Here is a 19618-nt window from a genome sequence, read left to right as displayed (position 1 = left end):
AGGTCATGAATTTTCCTTCTTTCAAGTATATTGTGGTGATTTACTTTATTTTAGGATTTCATGGCCTTTTTGTATACCCAAAAATAGTGCTGGCGGAAATTCCTAAGAATTTCCCACCAACACTATTTATCATAGAACCAAAATAAAAACGTCTATCTAGGCTTCGTATCCTAGATGGACGTTTTTTATAATGAAGATTAACTTTTAACAATGTTTCTAGCGATATACACGCTCAATATAGATTTTAAATCCCATATCTGTAACATCAAAAGTAACATAATCGATAACCGCAGCTAGAATTTCCGTATTAAAAGTATCATTACGAATGCCTAGAAGATCTTCATAATAATATTCAATTTCAGGTTGTCTTTTAGCATTTAAGTCATCTAATAGATCAATAAAAGATTGTGGAAGATCAGCTTTTTTACCGTCAAATTTAATGACAGAAGTAGATTGTTTATCAGCCGCAATACATAAATCCATTTGGTATCTATTAATTTCATAGTCATCAAATAAATTCATAAATTCTGATACAATACGATTAACCTTTGCGTATTCTCTCATTTTTGTTCATTCTCTCCTTTATGACATCAAATATAGGAACAAGAAAAGCTGCGACGAACCCTCCAGAAAATCCGTTATTATATAGATTTAAGCCGGCATGGGCATCACCAGTATTATTGACGACGGCAGCATGTAGGGCACCAGCAATAAGGCCAGCACCCCATCCATAATATCCAGCAATTGGTGCAAGAGTAGTACCGAATAATGCGGATAATAATGCACTTGTTGTATTCGGATTATCTATATGCATGGCAATTTGCATCAAATATATACCAGCCATGATAGGAATAATATTAAAGGGGTGTTTACCAAACGCTGCAAAACCTACAACGGTCAAGACACCACCAACCACTGCACCCTCTAAATGCCCATTAACAATATGCACATATCCAATAGCAATTAAACCGAGAATACCCATATTCATTAAGGTAATGGGGGTACCAAATTCAATTACCACATCTGAAATTAATTGTCCAGAAGCTTTACGCAATTTCATATACCCTTTAAATGAATAATTGTTCAAGATAAATCCAGATAAGAAAAGCACCAGTGAAAAGAGGATAAAGAACCAAGTAACAAGTGAACTAGATAATTGTTGTGGTTCAATGTCGTAAGTTACTGGTAATTCAAAAACCCGCATAATTGAGGCAATCACTAAACCGATCACGCCAGCAGTGAAGCCAATATTGTATAAATTAAATCCTTGATGGAATCGTAGAAAGCTAGATGAAACTGGATGAATCACGAAACCAATAATGATACCCGCCAATATACCAATTGGCATACCTATGAAAATTGGTAATCCCTGGCCAAATGTGATTAAGGATACTACAGGGCTTAGTGCAGATGAGAAAAGGGCACCCAATAGTAAGTTAGCAATCGGCGTATCAGCATACTTACTATAAAGATAAGTACCGATTAGAAAAGGAATCGAATTATATAAGTTTTTTCCGAAGAAAGAAAATCCCATAACTGTGAATACAGCAGCTAATAATGGTCCCGTAATTTTAGGTGCATTACGATGTATAAAAAAAGTATTGGCTAAGGTAAGTATCCCAACATTTAGAAAAGTCGCACCGATGCCACCAACTTCAAAGTAGTCTGTTATTAGATTACTTGGTGATAAGAGGATCGTACAATAACCAGATATCAAAGAACTAGGTGATTGAACACTTAGACCAAATAATATAAAAATGCTTGCTACTGTATAAAAGAACAAGGGTTTTATTTCTGTTTTACCGAAGAATAGATGTAAAAAACGATATAGCTGATTGTTGAGCATTTTACGCATTTAAAACCACCTTTATTATTAAAATGAAAATTTATTGATTATTTATATATACTATCAAGAAGTTGATAGGTAGACAAACAAAAAATGCAAACACAAATAATGCATAAACGAAAAAGTATTATTATTTATGCGAAGATAATTAGTTTTGTCAATGACATATCGGAACGAAATTTCATTCTACTAATATTTGTTTTATTCAAATCAAAAAGGGCTATGACAAAGCTGTCATAACCCTTTTTAGTTTAAAAGTAAGTGGATAAATCGTTATTTATTTAACTCTGAACTGACATCAAATTTTTTATCTAAATCAGTTGTACGAATAATAAATTTGCTGATTTCAACGTAAAGTACGACTGAAGCAGCTCCTAATAGGATAACAGTCCACATTTGCAGTGCCATTGGGTCTCCTAATAAATGAACAGTACCAAAGGCGTCATTTAAACCAGGTACGAATACAGTAATTAACATTAACATTGTTGAGGCTAGTACTGCGATATTCAACCACTTATTGTCAAATGGATTTGAAGCAAATAATGATTTGAATACTGATTTCGAGTTATATGCATGGAATAATTGGATAAATGCTAAGGTTAGAAAAGCCATGGCTTCAGCATCTTCCAAAGGTACACCCATGTGGTAACGTCCAAACCAGAATACAAATAGGGTTACACCACCTTCATAGATACCTTGGTAAATAATTGAAGGTAATACACCATTAGATAATAGGTTACCAGAACGTCCACGAGGTGTGTGTTCCATAACATCTGATTCTGCTGCTTCAAGACCTAAAGCAATTGCAGGGAAGGTATCAGTTACCAAGTTAATCCATAAAATGTGAATTGGTTCAATAATTGTCCATCCAAGCATAGTTGCCACAAATAAAGTCATTACTTCACCCAAGTTAGCTGAAAGTAAGAATTGAACAGCTTTTTGGATATTTGAGAATACTTTACGTCCTTCTTCGATTGCGGTAATGATAGTGGCGAAGTTATCATCAGCAAGCACCATGTCAGAAGCACCTTTAGAAACTTCTGTACCAGTGATTCCCATACCGATACCGATATCTGCTTGTTTTAACGAAGGCGCATCGTTAACACCATCACCCGTCATTGCAACCACTTTATCATGTGACTGCCATGCAGATACGATACGAACTTTATGTTCTGGAGATACACGTGCATACACAGAATATTTTTCAACATTCGCAGCTAATTCTTCATCTGTTATTTCATTCAAGTGTGCACCAGTTGTAACAGCTTCTTCTTGACCTTCTTCAATAATGCCTAAACGAGCTGCGATAGCTGCAGCAGTATCTTTATGGTCACCAGTAATCATAACTGTACGGATACCAGCTTGTTTTGCTGTAGCAATTGAGTCACGAGCTTCAGGACGTTCAGGGTCAATTTCACCGACCATACCAGCAAAGATTAAATCATGCTCCAGAGACTCCGTATTCAATTCAGCTGGTAATTCATCAATATAACGGTAAGCCATACCTAATACACGCAATGCTTGAATTGCCATACCATGGTTAGCGTCTAACAGTTCTTTACGCGCTGTTTCATCTAATGGTAGAATTTCACCCTTATTCACATAGTGTGTACATTTGTCGATAATAACATCAGGTGCCCCCTTAGTCATTGAAACATATTTGCCATGTGATTGCTCTTCACCCAAAGTTTCGTGAACTGTTGTAGACATTTTACGGTCAGAATCAAACGGTACTTCACCAACACGAGGTTGAACTTTAATGGTTTCACGAACATCGTAACCTTTATCGAACCCAAATTGAATCATTGCTGTTTCAGTAGGGTCACCAGCTAATGAACCATCTATAGCGATAGTAGCATCATTAGCCATGTTCATTACGCGAAAAACGGGTTCGTTATGGTCAATATCCTCTGTAGCGTCATGTAATTTACCATTGTAGTATACTTTTTCGATGGTCATTTTGTTTTGTGTAAGCGTACCAGTTTTATCTGAACAGATAACTTCAGTACCACCTAGGGTTTCTACAGCCGGTAATTTACGTACTAAAGCACGCCGATCAGCCATTTTTTGTGTACCTAATGCAAGAATAATTGTTGAAATTGCTGGTAAACCTTCAGGAATGGCAGCTACTGCAATTGAGATGGCTGTTAATAGCATTGTAATCCAGTTAAATCCACGTAATAAACCTAAAACAAAGATCACAACAGCAATAACTACAATTGCATAAGTAAGGAAACGAGTTAACCCATTCATATTTTCTTGTAATGGGGTTGTTTTGCCTTCAGCATTGTCTAACATTTCAGCAATGTTACCAACTTCAGTATCCATACCTGTTGCTGTGACGACACCTTCACCACGACCATAAGTAACGTTAGTAGAAGAGAATCCCATATTTAAACGGTCACCAATACCTGCGTCAGCTTCCACTGGTACAATATCTTTTGTCACTGGTACTGACTCACCGGTTAAAGCGGCTTCTTCAATTTGTAATGAACTCGCTTTAAATAGGCGTATATCTGCAGGAACTACGTCACCAGCTTCTAGAATTACAATATCACCAACAACGATATCTTTAGAATTAATCGCTTGAACTTCCCCGTCGCGTCGAACGTTTGCTTTAGGTGAAGACATTTTTTTAAGAGAGTCAATTGCATCCTCAGCTTTATTTTCTTGAACAACACCCATAATTGCATTAATTAATACAACTGCAAGGATGATAATAGCATCTACCATACCGTGCATACCTTCTAAAATTAAAGAAAGCGCTGCAGCAATTAATAAGATAATAATCATTAAATCTTTAAATTGATCCAAGAACTTCTGTAAGGTAGATTTGCGTTCACCTTCCTTAATTTCATTCGGTCCATTCTTCTCTAAGCGACTAGCAGCTTCAGCATCTGTTAAACCTTCTGTGGAAGAATTTAATGATGTGAATACTTGATCAGTATCTTGAGTGAAGAAAGACTGATTGTTCTTTTCTTCTGACATTAATCATCTCTCCATCCTTTAAATTATTTTCCCTAAAGCAGGCACCTGAGATAGTTTTTCAAAAAAAGACCTATGACTACTCCTCGATAGAGAAATAGCCATAAGTCTCATCTTTTAAGACGGCACCGGCAGATATCTGCCGTATATGTTGGCGCCGCCACGATATAATAATCGCTGATTACTCCCTCATGGAACTGTTTAAGTTAACACAATTATATTTTATTTAGAATAGAATTGCAATAATTAGCCGAAAATAAAATGCGTTAATAACGTCAAAATATGAAGAATAGCAAAAGTTATACTTTTGGGGTATAATTATTGTTCGCGAAAAAAGAAAGGTGTTGAATATGGAATCATCTTACATTCAAATAATTAATCAAAGTTTACCCTTTAACAAGCAACAAATTGAAAATGTATTGGGACTGTTGGAAGAAGGTAATACCGTCCCCTTTATTGCGCGTTATCGTAAGGAAGTAACGCAGTCATTAGACGAAGTTCAAATTAGAGAAATTGAACATGCTTACCAATATACGAAACAGTTAGAGGAGAGAAAGGCATCGGTTCTTGCGAATATTGAAGAACAAGGAAAGTTAACCGATAAACTAGCGGACAAAATTAAAAAGGCAACTGTTTTGCAAACAGTAGAAGATTTATATGCGCCATATAAACAAAAGCGCCGTACTAAAGCGACAATTGCGAAAGAGAATGGTCTAGAAGAATTAGCAAAATGGCTATTTTCATCACCGACTTCAGGTAACGTACAGGCTGAAGCTGAAAAATTCCTAAATGATAAGATTCAAGATACGAAATCAGCTTTGGCTGGTGCTCATGAAATTATGGCTGAATGGATTGCTGAAGATGCAGATATTCGCTTATGGTTACGTAAATATACCTTAAAAGAAGGTAAACTTACTAGTCAGAAACGTAAGAATGCAGAAGATGAAAAAGCAATTTTCGAAATCTATTATGATTTCAGCCAGAATATTCAAAATGTGAAGCCCTATCAAGTTTTGGCCATTAATCGGGCTGAAAAATTAAAGATTTTAAATGTTGCAATTGAGGCAGATGAGTTCCCGATTATTGAATATTTAGTCAATCGCTTTATAAAAGGTCGCCCAGTATCAACACGTGAAATACAATCAGCTATTCAAGATTCTTTAGACCGTTTTCTAAAACCTTCTATTGAAAGGGAAATACGTTCGAAGTTAACGGAAACAGCTGAGCAACATGCCATTGCAACTTTCTCTACTAATTTAGGTAATTTACTGATGCAACCACCATTAAAAGGTCGTGTGGTATTGGGATTGGACCCGGCTTTTAGAACAGGATGTAAACTTGCAGTTGTAGATGCGACAGGTAAAGTATTGGCTAAAGATGTTATTTACCCACATGCACCAGTAAATAAAAAAGCAGAAGCTAGCAAAAAGTTCCTCGAGTTGGTTAATGCGTACGAAATTGAGATGGTAGCGATTGGTAATGGAACTGCTAGTCGAGAATCAGAGCAATTTGTTGCTGAACAAATACAAGACAATAATTTAGACATAGTATACAGTATTGTGAATGAAGCAGGGGCTTCCGTTTACTCAGCAAGTGAAATCGCCCGAGAAGAGTTTCCAGAATATAACGTTGAAGAACGTTCAGCAGTATCTATTGCGCGACGTTTACAGGATCCGTTAGCTGAGTTAGTGAAGATAGAGCCGAAAGCTATAGGTGTCGGCCAGTATCAACATGATGTATCGCAAAAAGAACTAGCAGAAACGCTTGACTTTACCGTTGAAACTGTTGTAAACCGTGTGGGCGTAAATCTAAATACAGCTTCTGCATCATTATTAAGTCATGTAGCTGGGTTGTCTATGGCAGTTGCCAAAAATATAGTAGCCTACCGTAATGAGAATGGTGTCTTTACGGATAGAAAACAGTTAGAGAAAGTGAAACGATTAGGACCGAAAACTTATGAACAAGCGGTTGGTTTTATCAGAATAACTGATGGTGATAATATTTTAGACAATACTGGTATTCACCCTGAGAATTATAAAACAGTTAAAAAGATTTTAAATGACTTAAATATTTCATTAGAGGAACTCCAAACAGAAGAGTCGAGAAGAAAAATTGCAACTGTAGATTTATCGTCTCTGTCTGAAACTTATAAAATTGGAAAAGAAACCTTACTTGATATACAGAAATCCTTATTGACTCCTGGACGTGACCCACGCGAAGACGTAGCTACACCAATTTTAAGATCTGACGTTCTATCATTAAAAGATCTAAAAGTGGGTATGAAATTACAAGGAACCGTACGAAACGTAGTTGATTTTGGTGCTTTTGTTGATGTTGGTGTTAAGCAAGATGGTTTAGTACATATTTCAAGAATGTCTTCAAAATATGTAAGTAATCCAAGTGATATTGTATCAGTTGGTGATATTGTTGAAGTATGGGTGTCAGATGTGGATGATAAAAAAGGTAGAATCGGGTTAAGTATGCTTGAAATTAAATAATCTGATTTTAAATTAGAAATGAATTAAAAAATAATTAAAAAACACTTGATTATTCCATTGAATTTGTTATATTTAAGTTAACTCAAAGAAGGGGAGGTAGAAACAATGATGACTGAACAGATTAAAATTCAAGTAGAACTTGTTTCTACATGCCCACACCAAAATTTATTATTATTATTAGTTAACTGAGGATTCTACCATACTATAGTAGAGTCCTATTTCTCGTGAAATACGGGCTCTTAACTAAGACGCCGGCCCGTATTAACGAGCCGGCGTTTTTGTTAACTATTTTCTTAAACTGGTGTATATCTTTGGTTGAACTTTGAATTCTAATAATATTTACAAATAGATGGGAGAAATCTTTATGAAAAAAATGAAATTTGCTAAAATACTAACAATAATTTTTGCAGTGACAATAATGGGTATAGGTTGTACTCAAGCAACAACCGTCACCTCGAATAATGATCATTCGTCTACTTCATCAGCGGAAGATTATGTTGATTCAGCTGCAGTTAATATTGGAGGATTATGGGAGTTAACTGGTGCAACTGCTGCTTATGGTGTAGTCCAAGATAATGCAATTCAATTAGCTGTTGAACAGCGAAATGATGCGGGTGGTATAGATGGAAAAGAAGTTTACTATCATTCTTATGATAATAAAGGCACTCCTGAAGAAGCAGCGACGGGTATGACATATTTAATTGAGCAAGGAAATTCAGTAGTCCTAGGACCTGCAACCGCAGCCTTAACTTTTGCTACACAACCTGTGGCTGAAAATGCAGAGGTACCATTTGTATCTGCAACTACAACCGTCGATGATGCGACAATTAATTCAAAAACGGGAGAAGTATGGGAGTATTTTTATCGCACAAGTTTTGAAATTTCCTTTCAAGGTGCAGCAATTGCTGAATTTGCAAATCAAAATGGCTATTCAACGGCTGCCGTACTGAAAGACAACTCTACAGACTATGGACAAAATTTAACTGATATTTTTGTAGATCATTTTGAAGGGGATGTGATAATTGATGAATCGTATATTTCTGGAGATACGGACTTTAGTTCTGTCCTAACTAATGTAAAATCGCAACAACCTGATGTCATCTTTATTGCTGGCTATTATCAAGAAGCGGGTCCAATTATTAAGCAAGCCAGAGAAATGGGTATTGATATTGCCATTGTAGGACCAAATGGCTTAGGAAATCAAAATATCGTTGAACTTGCAGGTGCAAAGAATATGACAAATGTCTATTATGTAGCTCATTTTGTTTTTACAGAAGATGCTGATCAAGACGTTCAAGACTTCTACAATGCATACGTAGAAAAATTTGGGACAGAACCAGATATGTTTTCTGCAGTAGCTTATGATGCAGCAAATATGGTGATGGATGCTATAGATAAAGCTGATTCTACAGATCCAAAAGCCATAAAAGAAGCGATTGGTAAAACACAAGGGTTCGAAGGAATTGCTTACGATATTTCTTTTGATGAAGAACATAATGTCTCTGCACCAGCGTATATTCAAGAAGTAATGAATGGTGAGCCGACTGAGAATGTTACTGTAATTGAACCGAAATAATATTAAAATCTGTACTTTACTTAGGTAAATGATAAAATATATGTAAGCACTTAAATATTATTGACATATATAGGGGGGACCTTCATGAAAATCAAACAATATATGAGTAAAGATGTAATTACTGTTTCACCAGAGACTTCTGTGACAGAGGCTGTGACAAAAATGGAAAGTCACAAAATTCATAATCTTCCAGTTACATCTAATGGACAATTTGTTGGTTTAATAACTCAAGATATTATTGATGCAAAATCTGCTTCGGATGCAACAAGCTTGAGTATATATGAATTAAACTACATTCTTTCCCAAGCAAATGTTGAAAAATTTATGGATAAGCAAGCCGCAACAGCCACTACTGAATGGATGGTAGAAGAAGCTGCAGAGTATATGCGCAAGCATAACTTACGTGTGCTACCAATTGTTGATGATAATAAAGTCGTAGAAGGTATTGTAACTTATAAAGATATTTTTAAAGCCTTGATTGATTTATCGGGTTACCAACCAGATGATGTGAGTAGCCGAATTGTGGTAAAAGTCATTGAAGATAAAGTAGGTGTACTTTCAGAAATTACGAAAGTATTGGCAGACGCAAATGTTAGTGTTTCCCATATTTTCGTTAATGATGAAGAGGGTATTGAAATTACCATTCAAGTACATAGTGGTAAAGGTGAAGCTGCAAGAGTCGCAATTGAAAATGCAGGTTACGAAGTCATTACATTATAAAAATACTAAAAAAATGGTTTAGATATTGTCATCTAAACCACTTTTTATAATCCCGCTATTACTGGCTAGTATTTGAAAGTATATAAATGCGGTCAACAAGAGTTGAACTTGCACGAGAGTAATCTCACTGCCCCCTCAAGGCAGCGCGTCTGCCATTCCGCCATGACCGCAAGTTTTTAAATGTCTAGTGATAATATTATGAATAGCTTCAATAAATATCACATACATTATTATATAAAGATGCAGACTATTTTGCAATATGTTTAGAAAAATCACATAGCATTCCAAGACTAGCGTGTTAAAGAGAATAAAATATAAGTAACTGACGCGTTAGTGTCACTAATGCTGTAGAGATAAATATTATCAGCTTGATTATGGTTAAAAGAAGAGGCAACCTGTAGCGATATGTAAATATTACTACAGGTTGCCTTACTAGTAATCGCTTTAAGTTACATATCAAGATAAATAAATAAACCTAAAAGAATACTAATATATTAAACCAACTAAGAAAATAACCGCTATAAAGAATAATAGTAATACACTCAATATGCTATAAAATGTTTTTGATTTGTTAACATTACCTGACTGTAAGAAGTGAATAGATAAAGTTATAATTAGCAAGGCAATTTGCATTAGAGAAAATAAAAGGACAATAATCATGAAAAATAAAGGTGATAATAGGGAAATTAAAAAGCAAATGAAAGCTACAACCACTGAAATACTATTCATACCAAAAAAATGAGTTAGCCAAATATTGTTGCTAATTTTTTCTGATGCATTATTCCGATTGAATAAATGAATAATAGCTGGTAATAACCATAAGGTAATAATTAAGAATACAAAGGTTTTTAATCCGAATCGCCAAGCAACAAAATCAAAATCCAGATTAGGTAATACAGATAAGTCTGCAAACCACTCATAATGTGACACAAAGTAATTAGCTAAAGATGTAATAGATATTGTATTTAGAATAGCTAATAAAAGTAAACTTGTGATACCATGATTTGGATTATCATTAAATTCGTTGGATGATGGCGATTGAATTGGCTTTTTGATATAAGACAATAAGTAATTAATATAAGATGTCAAACGGTTCTCAGCTTTTTTATTTTTTCGGCGACTAGGCCCTTCATCTTCATTTTTCTTATCTTGTTTATGATTTTTTCCAAATGAAAAGAAAGGTTTCTTGGTCTTTTTATCTCCTTTGTCTTTATTGGTGGTATCTTGAATAGGAGAATTATTCAACTCCTCATAGGAAGTGTATTGATCGTCATGCTCAGTCATTTCATTGGAATATCTTGCTGTTGGGATCTCAATCGTATCATGTAAATTGTCATCCATGTCTCGATTGATCATAATATGATCGCATTGTGGGCAAATTTGCGCATTTGATGGAATAGCCGATTGGCAATTTGGACAAATCATCGTTTTTGTACTCCTTATCTCTGCATCACACTTTTTAGTAATTAATATGCTTAAAAGTGTGTTTTACTTCATATCATGATAACATAGTTTTGAAAGAGACTGTACATTTCTAAAGAATTTTATTGTTTTTTAAAGGTGTAAAAAGTAGATCCAAAAACACACATTGAATCGCTAAATGTGACAAAAAAAAGAAGATGGATTGGAATTGTGATAGATCTTCTATGCAAAAAGAGAAATTTTTTCTATACATACCATTTGATCAAGAAATATCTCAGCCATTTTTGGACAAATTGGGTAAGGATTTACCAATCCTTCCCTGTGTATATTTCAAAAGAATTGAAGAGATTAACGAAGGGAATTTTAACAGAAATTATCCGTGAGAATTATCCATATTTTAGGATAATTGATCACTTATAATAGAATTTGCGCTTTTTTAGATAAAAAATAAGATTTCGGTTAATTTTTTTAACAATCTTTGCTAAACTATAATTAGCAATAGATAAGAAAGTAATAGAGAGGGAGATGGCATAAATGAAAATGGCACATACTTGCTATCGTGTGAAAGATTTACAGGCATCAAAAGCATTTTACCAAGAAGCATTTGGATTTGAAGTTGCGGAAGAAAAAGATTTTCCTGAACATGAATTTACACTAACCTATTTATCATTACCTAATGATGATTATGAGTTAGAGTTGACATATAACTATGGATCAGAGGCTTATGATTTAGGTAACGGCTATGGACATATTGCGATTGCGGTGGAAGATTTAGAATCACTACATAAAGAACATAGTGAAAAAGGCTTTGATGTCACTGAATTAAAACAATTACCAGGAGATACAAAACCAAGATATTTCTTTGTAACTGATCCAGATGGTTATAAAATTGAAGTGATTCGCTTATAATATTGACAATTCAAGAATTTTAACATGTAAAGCTTTAACTGACAAAAAAAGGATTGTTTTCTATGTAACTTCATGTTAGACTTACTCCATGCGATGAGGCGACACGCACAGCATACTGTAAGTCTGTGCATGTAGTTAAAGAAAGTACACGATGAAAGTCACCACAGGAAGTGGGTACTTGGTCAAAAGCTGATGTGAACAGCTGAGACCCTAGTCTTGGAGAGCGAGGACATTTTTGTCCTCGCTTTTTTTTATCATATAATGAAAGCTTTTTCATTCCAACCAAATAATTTTTAAGTTATAATTATATATATGATTATTTTATATAGGGGGGACTTAATGACAAATAAGAAATTAGTTATTGTTAGTTTAGATGCCTTTGGAAGTGATGATTTGGCTTACGCCTTAACGTTACCAAATTTTAATAAATTTCGTCAGGAAGCAGCCTTAGTTGAGAACGTAGAAACTGTTTACCCTTCATTAACTTATATGTGTCATACATCTATAGTGACAGGGCAGTACCCCAAAGACCATGGAATTATTAATAATACTTTGTTGCAACCCGATCTTTTATCACCCGATTGGTATTGGTACACCAGATATATTAAATCACCAACTTTGTTTGAGATTGCCAGTAATCATGGTTTAACTGTATCCACTATATTATGGCCCGTTACTGGTAAAAGTGTTGCTATTGATTATAATATTGCAGAAATTTTTGCTAATCGAAAATGGCACTCCCAGATAGCAGTATCACTTTTCGCATCTTCTCCTAAATATTTACTCGAGAAAAATCATAAATTTGGCCATTTAAGATCAGGTATTAAGCAACCAGAATTGGATGATTTTGTCACTGCTGTAGCAGTTGATACGATAAAAAAAGAAGAACCAGATGTGTTAGCACTTCATCTTGTAGACCTTGATTCTACAAGGCATGGATATGGCGTGAAATCACCTGAATCAAAGGCAGCACTTGAACGTATGGACAATCATTTAGGCCAATTAATGAAAGCGCTTGAGTCTACAGAAGCATATAAAGATGCGCATGTTGTGCTTTTAGGAGATCATTATCAAATTGATACGCATACGGTTATTCGACCGAATCACTTATTTAAAAATGCTGATTTAATTCGAATAGATAAGCAAAATAAGATTCAGGATTATGACGTATATGCTAAAGGAGCAGACGGTTCTACCTATATCTATGTAAAAAATCATGATGATTTTATAATGGATGAATTAAAAACATTACTCACTCCTTTAGCTCCATACATTGATAAGATTTATAGTCAAAATGAGGCGATAGCTTTAGGTGCTGATCCAAATTGCTTTGCGTTAGTTGAAGCTAAAGCAGGTTATTATTTCGAGAGCGATATTGAGCGACCAATATTGGAAGACACAAATAAAAGTATTCCAGGTGTCAAATTTTTAAAAGCCAGTCATGGTTATAGTCCTGAAAAAGAAAATTACACGACAATGTTTATGGCAAAAGGGCCTAAAATCAAAATGGGCGAAACAATATCCAAAGGCCGTCTAATAGACGAAGGCCCGACAATGCTCGCAATGTTAGATTTAGCATTTAATACACCAGTAGAGGGAAAAGTTATAGAACAAATATTCAAATAGCAAATATTGAAATTTGCTATATTAGGGAGGAATCATTTTGGCTAAAGAAAAAGAAGCTGAGACTACCGTTCAAGACATACACTTAGCAGAAGAAATGTATTTTTTTAATATAGGAAATCATTATGAAGCATATAAATTCCTTGGCGCAAAAAAATTATTCAATCATAAAGAAGGTTATCGATTTACGGTATGGGCCCCAAAGGCTAGAGCAGTATATCTAGAAGGAGATTTTACTGACTGGAATGAAATGCAAATGAAAAAAGTTGCAGACACCGGTGCGTGGACGATTGTAAGCCTAGATGCCAAAGAATGGGACCTATATAAATTTGTCATTGAAGATCAGCATGGTGAAAGACGGGAAAAACAGGATCCATTTGCCTTTGCAAGTGAAATCCCCCCAAAAAATGCTTCTGTCATTCAGGACATTCCGTCATATGAGTGGCAGGATCAAAAATGGATAAAACAAAGAAAGAAAATGGACATGTTTGCAAGTCCAATCAATATTTACGAAGTTCATATGGCATCTTGGAAAAGACATGCAGATGGTTCAGCATATACATTCTCAGACTTACAAAGGGAGTTAATTCCATATGTAAAAAGGATGGGCTATACACATATTGAATTTATGCCACTGATGGAACATCCTCTGGAAGCTTCATGGGGTTATCAAATATCCGGATATTTTTCGATTGCTGGTAGGTTTGGTCATGATTTTGGCCCTTTGATGGCTTTTGTGGACGCTTGTCATCAAGAAGGAATTGGTGTAATCCTTGATTGGGTCCCTGGACACTTTGTAGTCAATGATGATGCTTTAGCAAATTATGATGGTACCCCGACTTATGAGTATCAAGATCCGAATCGAGCAAATAATGTTAGATGGGGTACTAAGAATTTTGATTTAGGTAGGAATCAGGTCCAATCCTTTTTAATATCTAGTGCTGTTTTTTGGCTAGAAACGTTTCACTTCGATGGTATTCGTGTAGATGCAGTATCTAATATGCTGTATTTAGATTATGATATTGGTCCATGGCAACCTAATAAATATGGTCATAATGTAAACCTTGAAGGACTAGAATTTCTACGTAAATTAAATACAGAAATTCTAAGAAGAGATGCTTCTTATCTGATGATTGCTGAGGAATCTACGGCTTGGTCCGGGGTGACAAAACCAACTAGTCATGGAGGCTTAGGTTTCAGCTTCAAATGGAATATGGGATGGATGAATGATACATTAAAATTCTTTGGTATAGATGCATCGGGTAGGGCATATCATTATAAATTAATCAATTTCACTTTTATGTATATGCATAACGAAAACTTTATTTTACCATTTTCTCATGACGAAGTTGTTCATGGAAAGCATTCACTCCTAGGTAAAATGCCTAATCATAATCGTTATGAAATGTTTGCGAACCTGCGTGTACTTGAAGGTTATCGACTGCTATATCCAGGGAAAAAACTATCCTTTATGGGAAATGAAATAGGCCAATTTTTGGAATGGCGATTTTATGAAGGCTTGGAATGGTCATCGTTAGATAGGGAATTTAATTCAGAGTTTCAAGCTTATATTGCTAAATTAAATGACTTATATAAAACATTACCAGCATTACATGAACAAGATAACCAAACGGAGGGTATCACTATTATTGAAGCAGATGATGACCGAGAAACAACGCTTTCTTTTATTCGACATGGTAAAGAAACTAGCAATATTTTAGTTTGTGCTTTTAATTTTACACCAATTGAGCGTCATAACTATAGAATTGGTGTGCCCTATCCAGGGACTTATAAAGTTATTTTAAATAGTGAAATGAATACATTTGGTGGAAATTGGGAAAGTCAAAGTACTTTTTTTGAAACTGAAGAAGTGCCACATAAAGGTCAACCATATTCACTAAGAATTATATTACCATCGCTTGCTGCGTTTGCATTGACACCCCATAATATCCAGATAGAAATGGCGTCAGTCAATCAAGAGTAATGATAGTAGTTGATGAATTGGTAACCATAGTTTTGTTGGAATGTAATGAACCCACTATTGATATGTAGGGCCTTATTGAAAAAAGGGGGAAGGGAGTTTAACTCCATTATTATGTTAAATAATGAAATGATTGCAATGATTCTTGCTGGTGGTAAAGGTACTCGTTTAGGAAAATTAACAAAAAGTATAGCTAAACCAGCTGTTCCTTTTGGAGGTAAATATCGAATTATTGATTTTACCTTAAGTAATTGTATGAATTCAGGCATTACAACGGTTGGTGTGATGACGCAATATGAACCAATGATTTTAAATGACCATATTGGGAATGGTGATTCTTGGGACTTAGACACACGAGATGGTGGGGCATTTGTTCTTCAGCCCTACTCATCAAGTGATGGAGAAAAGTGGTTTAATGGTACAGCAAATGCTATCTATCAAAATGTTTCATTTATAGACAGTAAGCAACCAGAATATGTTTTAATTCTATCAGGAGACCATATTTATAAAATGGATTATGCCCCTATGTTAGCGGCCCACAAAGCGAATAATGCAGATTGTACGGTTGCTGTAAAGCCTGTACCAATAGATGAAGCTTCCCGTTTTGGGATTATGAATACAGATGATGAAGGAAAAATTATTGAATTTGAAGAAAAACCAAAAAGTCCAAAGAGTAATTTAGCATCAATGGGTATTTATATTTTTACCTGGGAAAAATTACATGAATATTTAATGAAAGATCCAGAAGGTATGGAAGACTTTGGTCAAAATGTTATTCCTGCTTATTTAAATAATAATGAGAAAATTTTTTCTTATTCATTTGATGGCTACTGGAAAGATGTAGGCACGATTGATTCACTATGGGAAGCTAACATGGAGGTGCTCGATCAAGACCATCCGCTACAATTACGCGATAAAGCATGGCCAATCTTCTCAAGAAACACGATGACTACACCGCAATTTTTATCCACAGAATCAGTTGTAGAGAATGCGATGATTTGTGATGGATGCATCATCCGAGGAAGTATACTGAATTCAATTCTTTCACCGAATGTATTGGTTGGTAAGGATTCTCTTATTAGTAATTCTATCATTATGAAAGGTTCAAGTATTGGTGAGAACGTTAAGATTGAGTATGCGATCCTTGGTGAGGACGCAGTTGTTTCGAATGGTTCTTCTGTTATTGGAACGCCAGATAATATCGCTGTCATAGGTTATGAAGAAGTAGTAGGGGGAAATTATTATGGTTAAAAATAAAGTTACTGCTATTTTAAATTTAAATGAATCTACAACCGATTTAATGCCATTAACAGAAAATAGACCTATTGCTAACCTACCATTTACTTGCCGTTATCGAATTTTAGACTTCTATTTATCAAGTCTATCACATGTTGGTGTTCGCTCTGTTGCTTTATTTATGGCTGAAACAGGTCGATCTGTATATGATCATATCCGTTCGGGTAAGGCATGGAATTTCGACAACTATACTGGTGGTATTTTTACATATTCGCAAATGAACCACAAACGTGCGTTATATGAAGCAGCAAGTCGTAAAGGACCATTCTATGATGATCATCACTTATTTATTGAGCGTTCAAATGCTGAATATGTATTTGTCTCAGGTGCAAAAATCGTTGCTAATATCCATTTAGACGAAGTAATTGAAGCATTTGATCATTGCGATGCTGATATCATCCGTATTTATTCGGAAGTGCCTCGTGAATTAATTGAATATCATCCTAATGAATATATTATTCACTTAAATGAAAAGGGACAAGTAGAACGTTTATCAAAAGAAGGAATTACCCCAATTTCACAAGCTACTGTTAATTACGATATGAATATGGCGCTTGTTAGAACAGATAAGTTACTAGAAATGATTCATCGTGCTGAAGAGAATAACTACTATAAAGAATTAGATGAAGTGATCATTGAATATATGGAAGACTATAAGACGGTAGGCTTTCAATATGAAGGTTATGTTGGTAACGTAGATTCAGTGAAATCATACTATGATGTCAGCATGCAGATGTTAAATGGGGAATATTTTACACAATTATTTCAAGGTGATCAGCCTATTATCACTAAAGCACACAATGGTTCACCAACATATTATGGTAGTCATGCTGATGTGATTAATGCACAAATAGGTACTGGCTGTCAAATCTATGGCGAAGTAGAGCATTCTCATATTTTTCGTAATGTGGAAGTAGGTCCAAATGCTAAAGTTGCTGATGCGATTATCTTCCAAGGATCAAAAATCGGAAAAGGAGCCACGGTACGATATGCTATTTTAGATAAAAAAGTAGAGGTTGAACCTGGTGCAGTTATTATAGGTACAGCAGAGGAACCAGTTATAATTTCAAAAGGGACTTATGTAGCAGCATCTGACAAAACTTTTCAACATCCTGCTTATACAATAAAAAAAGCAAAAGGATTTTAATTGAAAGAAAGGTGATTTTATGAAAGTGCTATTTGTAGCGGCTGAAGGCGCACCATTCTTTAAGACAGGCGGACTTGGGGATGTGGCTTATGCTTTACCCAAGGAATTGCGGAAACAAGGGATAGACATTAGAGTAGCATTGCCTTACTATTCACAAATGCCTGAAGAATATAAGGAACAAGTAACCGAAATTACACACTTTAGAGTAGAATTAGGTGATAAATCGGCTTATGTTGGCATCAAAACGCTCACGCTTGATGGTGTTCAATATTATTTTATCGATAATCTAGCCTATTTTGATAGAGATCAACTGTATGGACAAGATGATGATGGGGAACGATTTGGATTTTTTGATATTGCAGTGATTGAGATGATGGAGAAAATAGATTTCATTCCTAATATCATACATGTCAATGATTGGCAAACAGCCATGATTCCAGCCCTGTTAGTAGATAGGTACCACTGGATTGATCGTTATAAAGATATTCGAAAGGTGCTGACTATTCATAATATTCGTTTCCAAGGATGGCAGAATCCATCAGTTTTGAAAGACATTTTTAATACGACTAATGCTCTTTATCATGAAAATGGTGTTAAGAAAGAAGATCAAGTAAATTATCTTAAAGCGGGTATTAATTTTTCTGATAGGGTGACGACAGTCAGTCCGAACTATGCACGAGAAATTCAAACGCCAGAATTTGGAGAAAAATTGGATGGTGAGTTACGATATAATGCCTGGAAACTATCAGGGATTATTAATGGCATTGACTATGATCAAAATAACCCTGAAACGGACCCATATTTAACCGTGAATTATAATGCATCAACAGTTCAAACCGGTAAGGCTTTGAACAAACGCGCCCTACAGGAGCGACTAGGGTTGAGTGTGGATCCTGATGTGGCTTTACTAGGTGTTGTTACACGTTTGACTGACCAAAAGGGTATGCAATTATTGCAGGAAAAGGCAGAATATTTACTGATAAATTTCAATATCCAAATAGTTGTATTAGGAACTGGCGATGAAGGGTTTGAAAATTCTTTCCGGTATTTTGAGTGGAAATATTCAGGTGAATTCTGTGCTTATATCGATTTTGATGTTGAATTAGCGCAACAGATATATGCAGGATCTGATATATTCCTTATGCCAAGTGCATTTGAACCATGTGGCTTATCGCAAATGATTGCCATGCGATATGGCACTTTACCGATTGTCCATGAAACGGGCGGTTTATTAGATACAGTTCAACCATATAATCAATTCACTGGTGAGGGAAATGGTTTTTCATTTAATATTTTCACCGGTGATATATTCGCTCATATTATTGCAATTGCTTTGGATGTTTATGAAAATCAACCAGATGTTTGGTTCCAATTAATACACCAGGCTATGGCGACTGACTTTAGGTGGAGTGAACCGGCCAAAGAATATATTCGCTTGTATGAAGACCTAGTTTTATAAAGAATACTTATTTACTTTAATTTACTTTAATTTACTTAAATACTTTTGTAAATACTCATTATGAAATTGGGCTCTTCGTCAAATCGGACTGATGAGAATAATTTCCAAGTAATCATTGATTGCTTGGTTTTTTTATTTATCATTCATTTCCATTAT

13 protein-coding genes and 1 tRNA gene are annotated in these 19618 nt (G+C 35.1%); 9 read left to right on the top strand and 5 right to left on the bottom strand.

Going from position 1 to position 19618, the window contains the following annotated elements:
• Nucleotides 1–216 precede the first annotated feature (216 nt).
• From CJ191_RS08360 to CJ191_RS08350, 3 genes are all read right to left on the bottom strand, one after another.
• Entirely contained in the window at nucleotides 217–564 is a 348-nt protein-coding gene (locus CJ191_RS08360; RefSeq protein ID WP_070468703.1) for a hypothetical protein, read from the bottom strand.
• On the bottom strand, nucleotides 542–1855 hold the full coding sequence (locus CJ191_RS08355) for a DUF1576 domain-containing protein (RefSeq protein ID WP_083272808.1): 1314 nt from the start codon (nucleotides 1853–1855) through the stop codon (nucleotides 542–544). The genes CJ191_RS08360 and CJ191_RS08355 overlap by 23 nt, the downstream gene beginning before the upstream one ends.
• Before the next feature lie 264 nt (nucleotides 1856–2119).
• Entirely contained in the window at nucleotides 2120–4834 is a 2715-nt protein-coding gene (locus CJ191_RS08350; protein WP_102199504.1) for a cation-translocating P-type ATPase, read from the bottom strand.
• A 347-nt stretch (nucleotides 4835–5181) separates the two neighbouring features.
• Here CJ191_RS08350 and CJ191_RS08345 point away from each other — a divergent pair, with 347 nt between their 5' ends.
• The 3 genes from CJ191_RS08345 (at nucleotide 5182) to CJ191_RS08335 (ending at nucleotide 9625) form a co-directional block, all read left to right on the top strand.
• Nucleotides 5182–7329: a Tex family protein gene (locus tag CJ191_RS08345; RefSeq protein ID WP_102199503.1), complete on the top strand. Its 2148-nt coding sequence runs from the start codon at nucleotides 5182–5184 to the stop codon at nucleotides 7327–7329.
• Nucleotides 7330–7693: 364 nt separating this feature from the next.
• A complete protein-coding gene (locus CJ191_RS08340) occupies nucleotides 7694–8905 on the top strand; it encodes an ABC transporter substrate-binding protein (protein ID WP_070468708.1) in 1212 nt (403 codons plus the stop codon).
• A gap of 84 nt (nucleotides 8906–8989) precedes the next feature.
• Complete coding sequence (locus tag CJ191_RS08335; RefSeq protein ID WP_102199502.1) at nucleotides 8990–9625, top strand: CBS domain-containing protein; 636 nt, start codon at nucleotides 8990–8992, stop codon at nucleotides 9623–9625.
• Nucleotides 9626–9712: 87 nt separating this feature from the next.
• On the opposite strand, the gene CJ191_RS08330 is transcribed toward CJ191_RS08335, so the two are convergent.
• Nucleotides 9713–9795: transfer RNA gene (locus CJ191_RS08330), tRNA-Leu, on the bottom strand.
• Between the two features lie 316 nt (nucleotides 9796–10111).
• The gene (locus CJ191_RS08325; RefSeq protein ID WP_102199501.1) at nucleotides 10112–11050 is read right to left on the bottom strand and encodes a zinc ribbon domain-containing protein; all 939 of its coding nucleotides are present in this window, start codon (nucleotides 11048–11050) and stop codon (nucleotides 10112–10114) included.
• Between the two features lie 531 nt (nucleotides 11051–11581).
• On the opposite strand from CJ191_RS08325, the gene gloA reads away from it, so the two are divergent.
• The 6 genes from gloA to glgA all read left to right on the top strand — a co-directional run bounded on the left by gloA (nucleotide 11582) and on the right by glgA (nucleotide 19462).
• Nucleotides 11582–11956: a lactoylglutathione lyase gene (gene gloA / locus CJ191_RS08315; protein ID WP_070468713.1), complete on the top strand. Its 375-nt coding sequence runs from the start codon at nucleotides 11582–11584 to the stop codon at nucleotides 11954–11956.
• 339 nt (nucleotides 11957–12295) lie between these two features.
• Complete coding sequence (locus CJ191_RS08310; RefSeq protein ID WP_102199500.1) at nucleotides 12296–13582, top strand: alkaline phosphatase family protein; 1287 nt, start codon at nucleotides 12296–12298, stop codon at nucleotides 13580–13582.
• Nucleotides 13583–13619: 37 nt separating this feature from the next.
• Complete coding sequence (glgB, locus tag CJ191_RS08305; protein ID WP_102199499.1) at nucleotides 13620–15563, top strand: 1,4-alpha-glucan branching protein GlgB; 1944 nt, start codon at nucleotides 13620–13622, stop codon at nucleotides 15561–15563.
• 111 nt (nucleotides 15564–15674) lie between these two features.
• A complete protein-coding gene (locus tag CJ191_RS08300) occupies nucleotides 15675–16811 on the top strand; it encodes a glucose-1-phosphate adenylyltransferase (RefSeq protein WP_102199498.1) in 1137 nt (378 codons plus the stop codon).
• The gene (glgD, locus tag CJ191_RS08295) at nucleotides 16804–18003 is read left to right on the top strand and encodes a glucose-1-phosphate adenylyltransferase subunit GlgD (protein WP_102199497.1); all 1200 of its coding nucleotides are present in this window, start codon (nucleotides 16804–16806) and stop codon (nucleotides 18001–18003) included. Before CJ191_RS08300 ends, glgD begins: the two co-directional genes overlap by 8 nt.
• Before the next feature lie 19 nt (nucleotides 18004–18022).
• Nucleotides 18023–19462 (top strand): glycogen synthase GlgA, encoded by a 1440-nt coding sequence (gene glgA / locus CJ191_RS08290; RefSeq protein WP_102199496.1) that lies wholly within the window; start codon nucleotides 18023–18025, stop codon nucleotides 19460–19462.
• The last annotated feature ends 156 nt before the right edge of the window (nucleotides 19463–19618 follow it).

This window comes from Aerococcus viridans, from assembly GCF_002871935.1.
GTDB classification, from domain to species: Bacteria; Bacillota; Bacilli; order Lactobacillales; family Aerococcaceae; genus Aerococcus; species Aerococcus viridans_B.
This window is presented reverse-complemented; position numbering and strand designations above follow the sequence as displayed.

Excerpts from the sequence above, each read along its gene's own strand:
- CJ191_RS08360 (WP_070468703.1), bottom strand. The coding sequence starts at position 564 with ATGAGAGAATACGCAAAGGTTAATCGTATTGTATCAGAATTTATGAAT.
- CJ191_RS08355 (WP_083272808.1), bottom strand. The coding sequence starts at position 1,855 with ATGCGTAAAATGCTCAACAATCAGCTATATCGTTTTTTACATCTATTC.
- CJ191_RS08350 (WP_102199504.1), bottom strand. The coding sequence starts at position 4,834 with ATGTCAGAAGAAAAGAACAATCAGTCTTTCTTCACTCAAGATACTGAT.
- CJ191_RS08345 (WP_102199503.1), top strand. The coding sequence starts at position 5,182 with ATGGAATCATCTTACATTCAAATAATTAATCAAAGTTTACCCTTTAAC.
- CJ191_RS08340 (WP_070468708.1), top strand. The coding sequence starts at position 7,694 with ATGAAAAAAATGAAATTTGCTAAAATACTAACAATAATTTTTGCAGTG.
- CJ191_RS08335 (WP_102199502.1), top strand. The coding sequence starts at position 8,990 with ATGAAAATCAAACAATATATGAGTAAAGATGTAATTACTGTTTCACCA.
- CJ191_RS08325 (WP_102199501.1), bottom strand. The coding sequence starts at position 11,050 with ATGATTTGTCCAAATTGCCAATCGGCTATTCCATCAAATGCGCAAATT.
- gloA (WP_070468713.1), top strand. The coding sequence starts at position 11,582 with ATGAAAATGGCACATACTTGCTATCGTGTGAAAGATTTACAGGCATCA.
- CJ191_RS08310 (WP_102199500.1), top strand. The coding sequence starts at position 12,296 with ATGACAAATAAGAAATTAGTTATTGTTAGTTTAGATGCCTTTGGAAGT.
- CJ191_RS08300 (WP_102199498.1), top strand. The coding sequence starts at position 15,675 with ATGTTAAATAATGAAATGATTGCAATGATTCTTGCTGGTGGTAAAGGT.
- glgD (WP_102199497.1), top strand. The coding sequence starts at position 16,804 with ATGGTTAAAAATAAAGTTACTGCTATTTTAAATTTAAATGAATCTACA.
- glgA (WP_102199496.1), top strand. The coding sequence starts at position 18,023 with ATGAAAGTGCTATTTGTAGCGGCTGAAGGCGCACCATTCTTTAAGACA.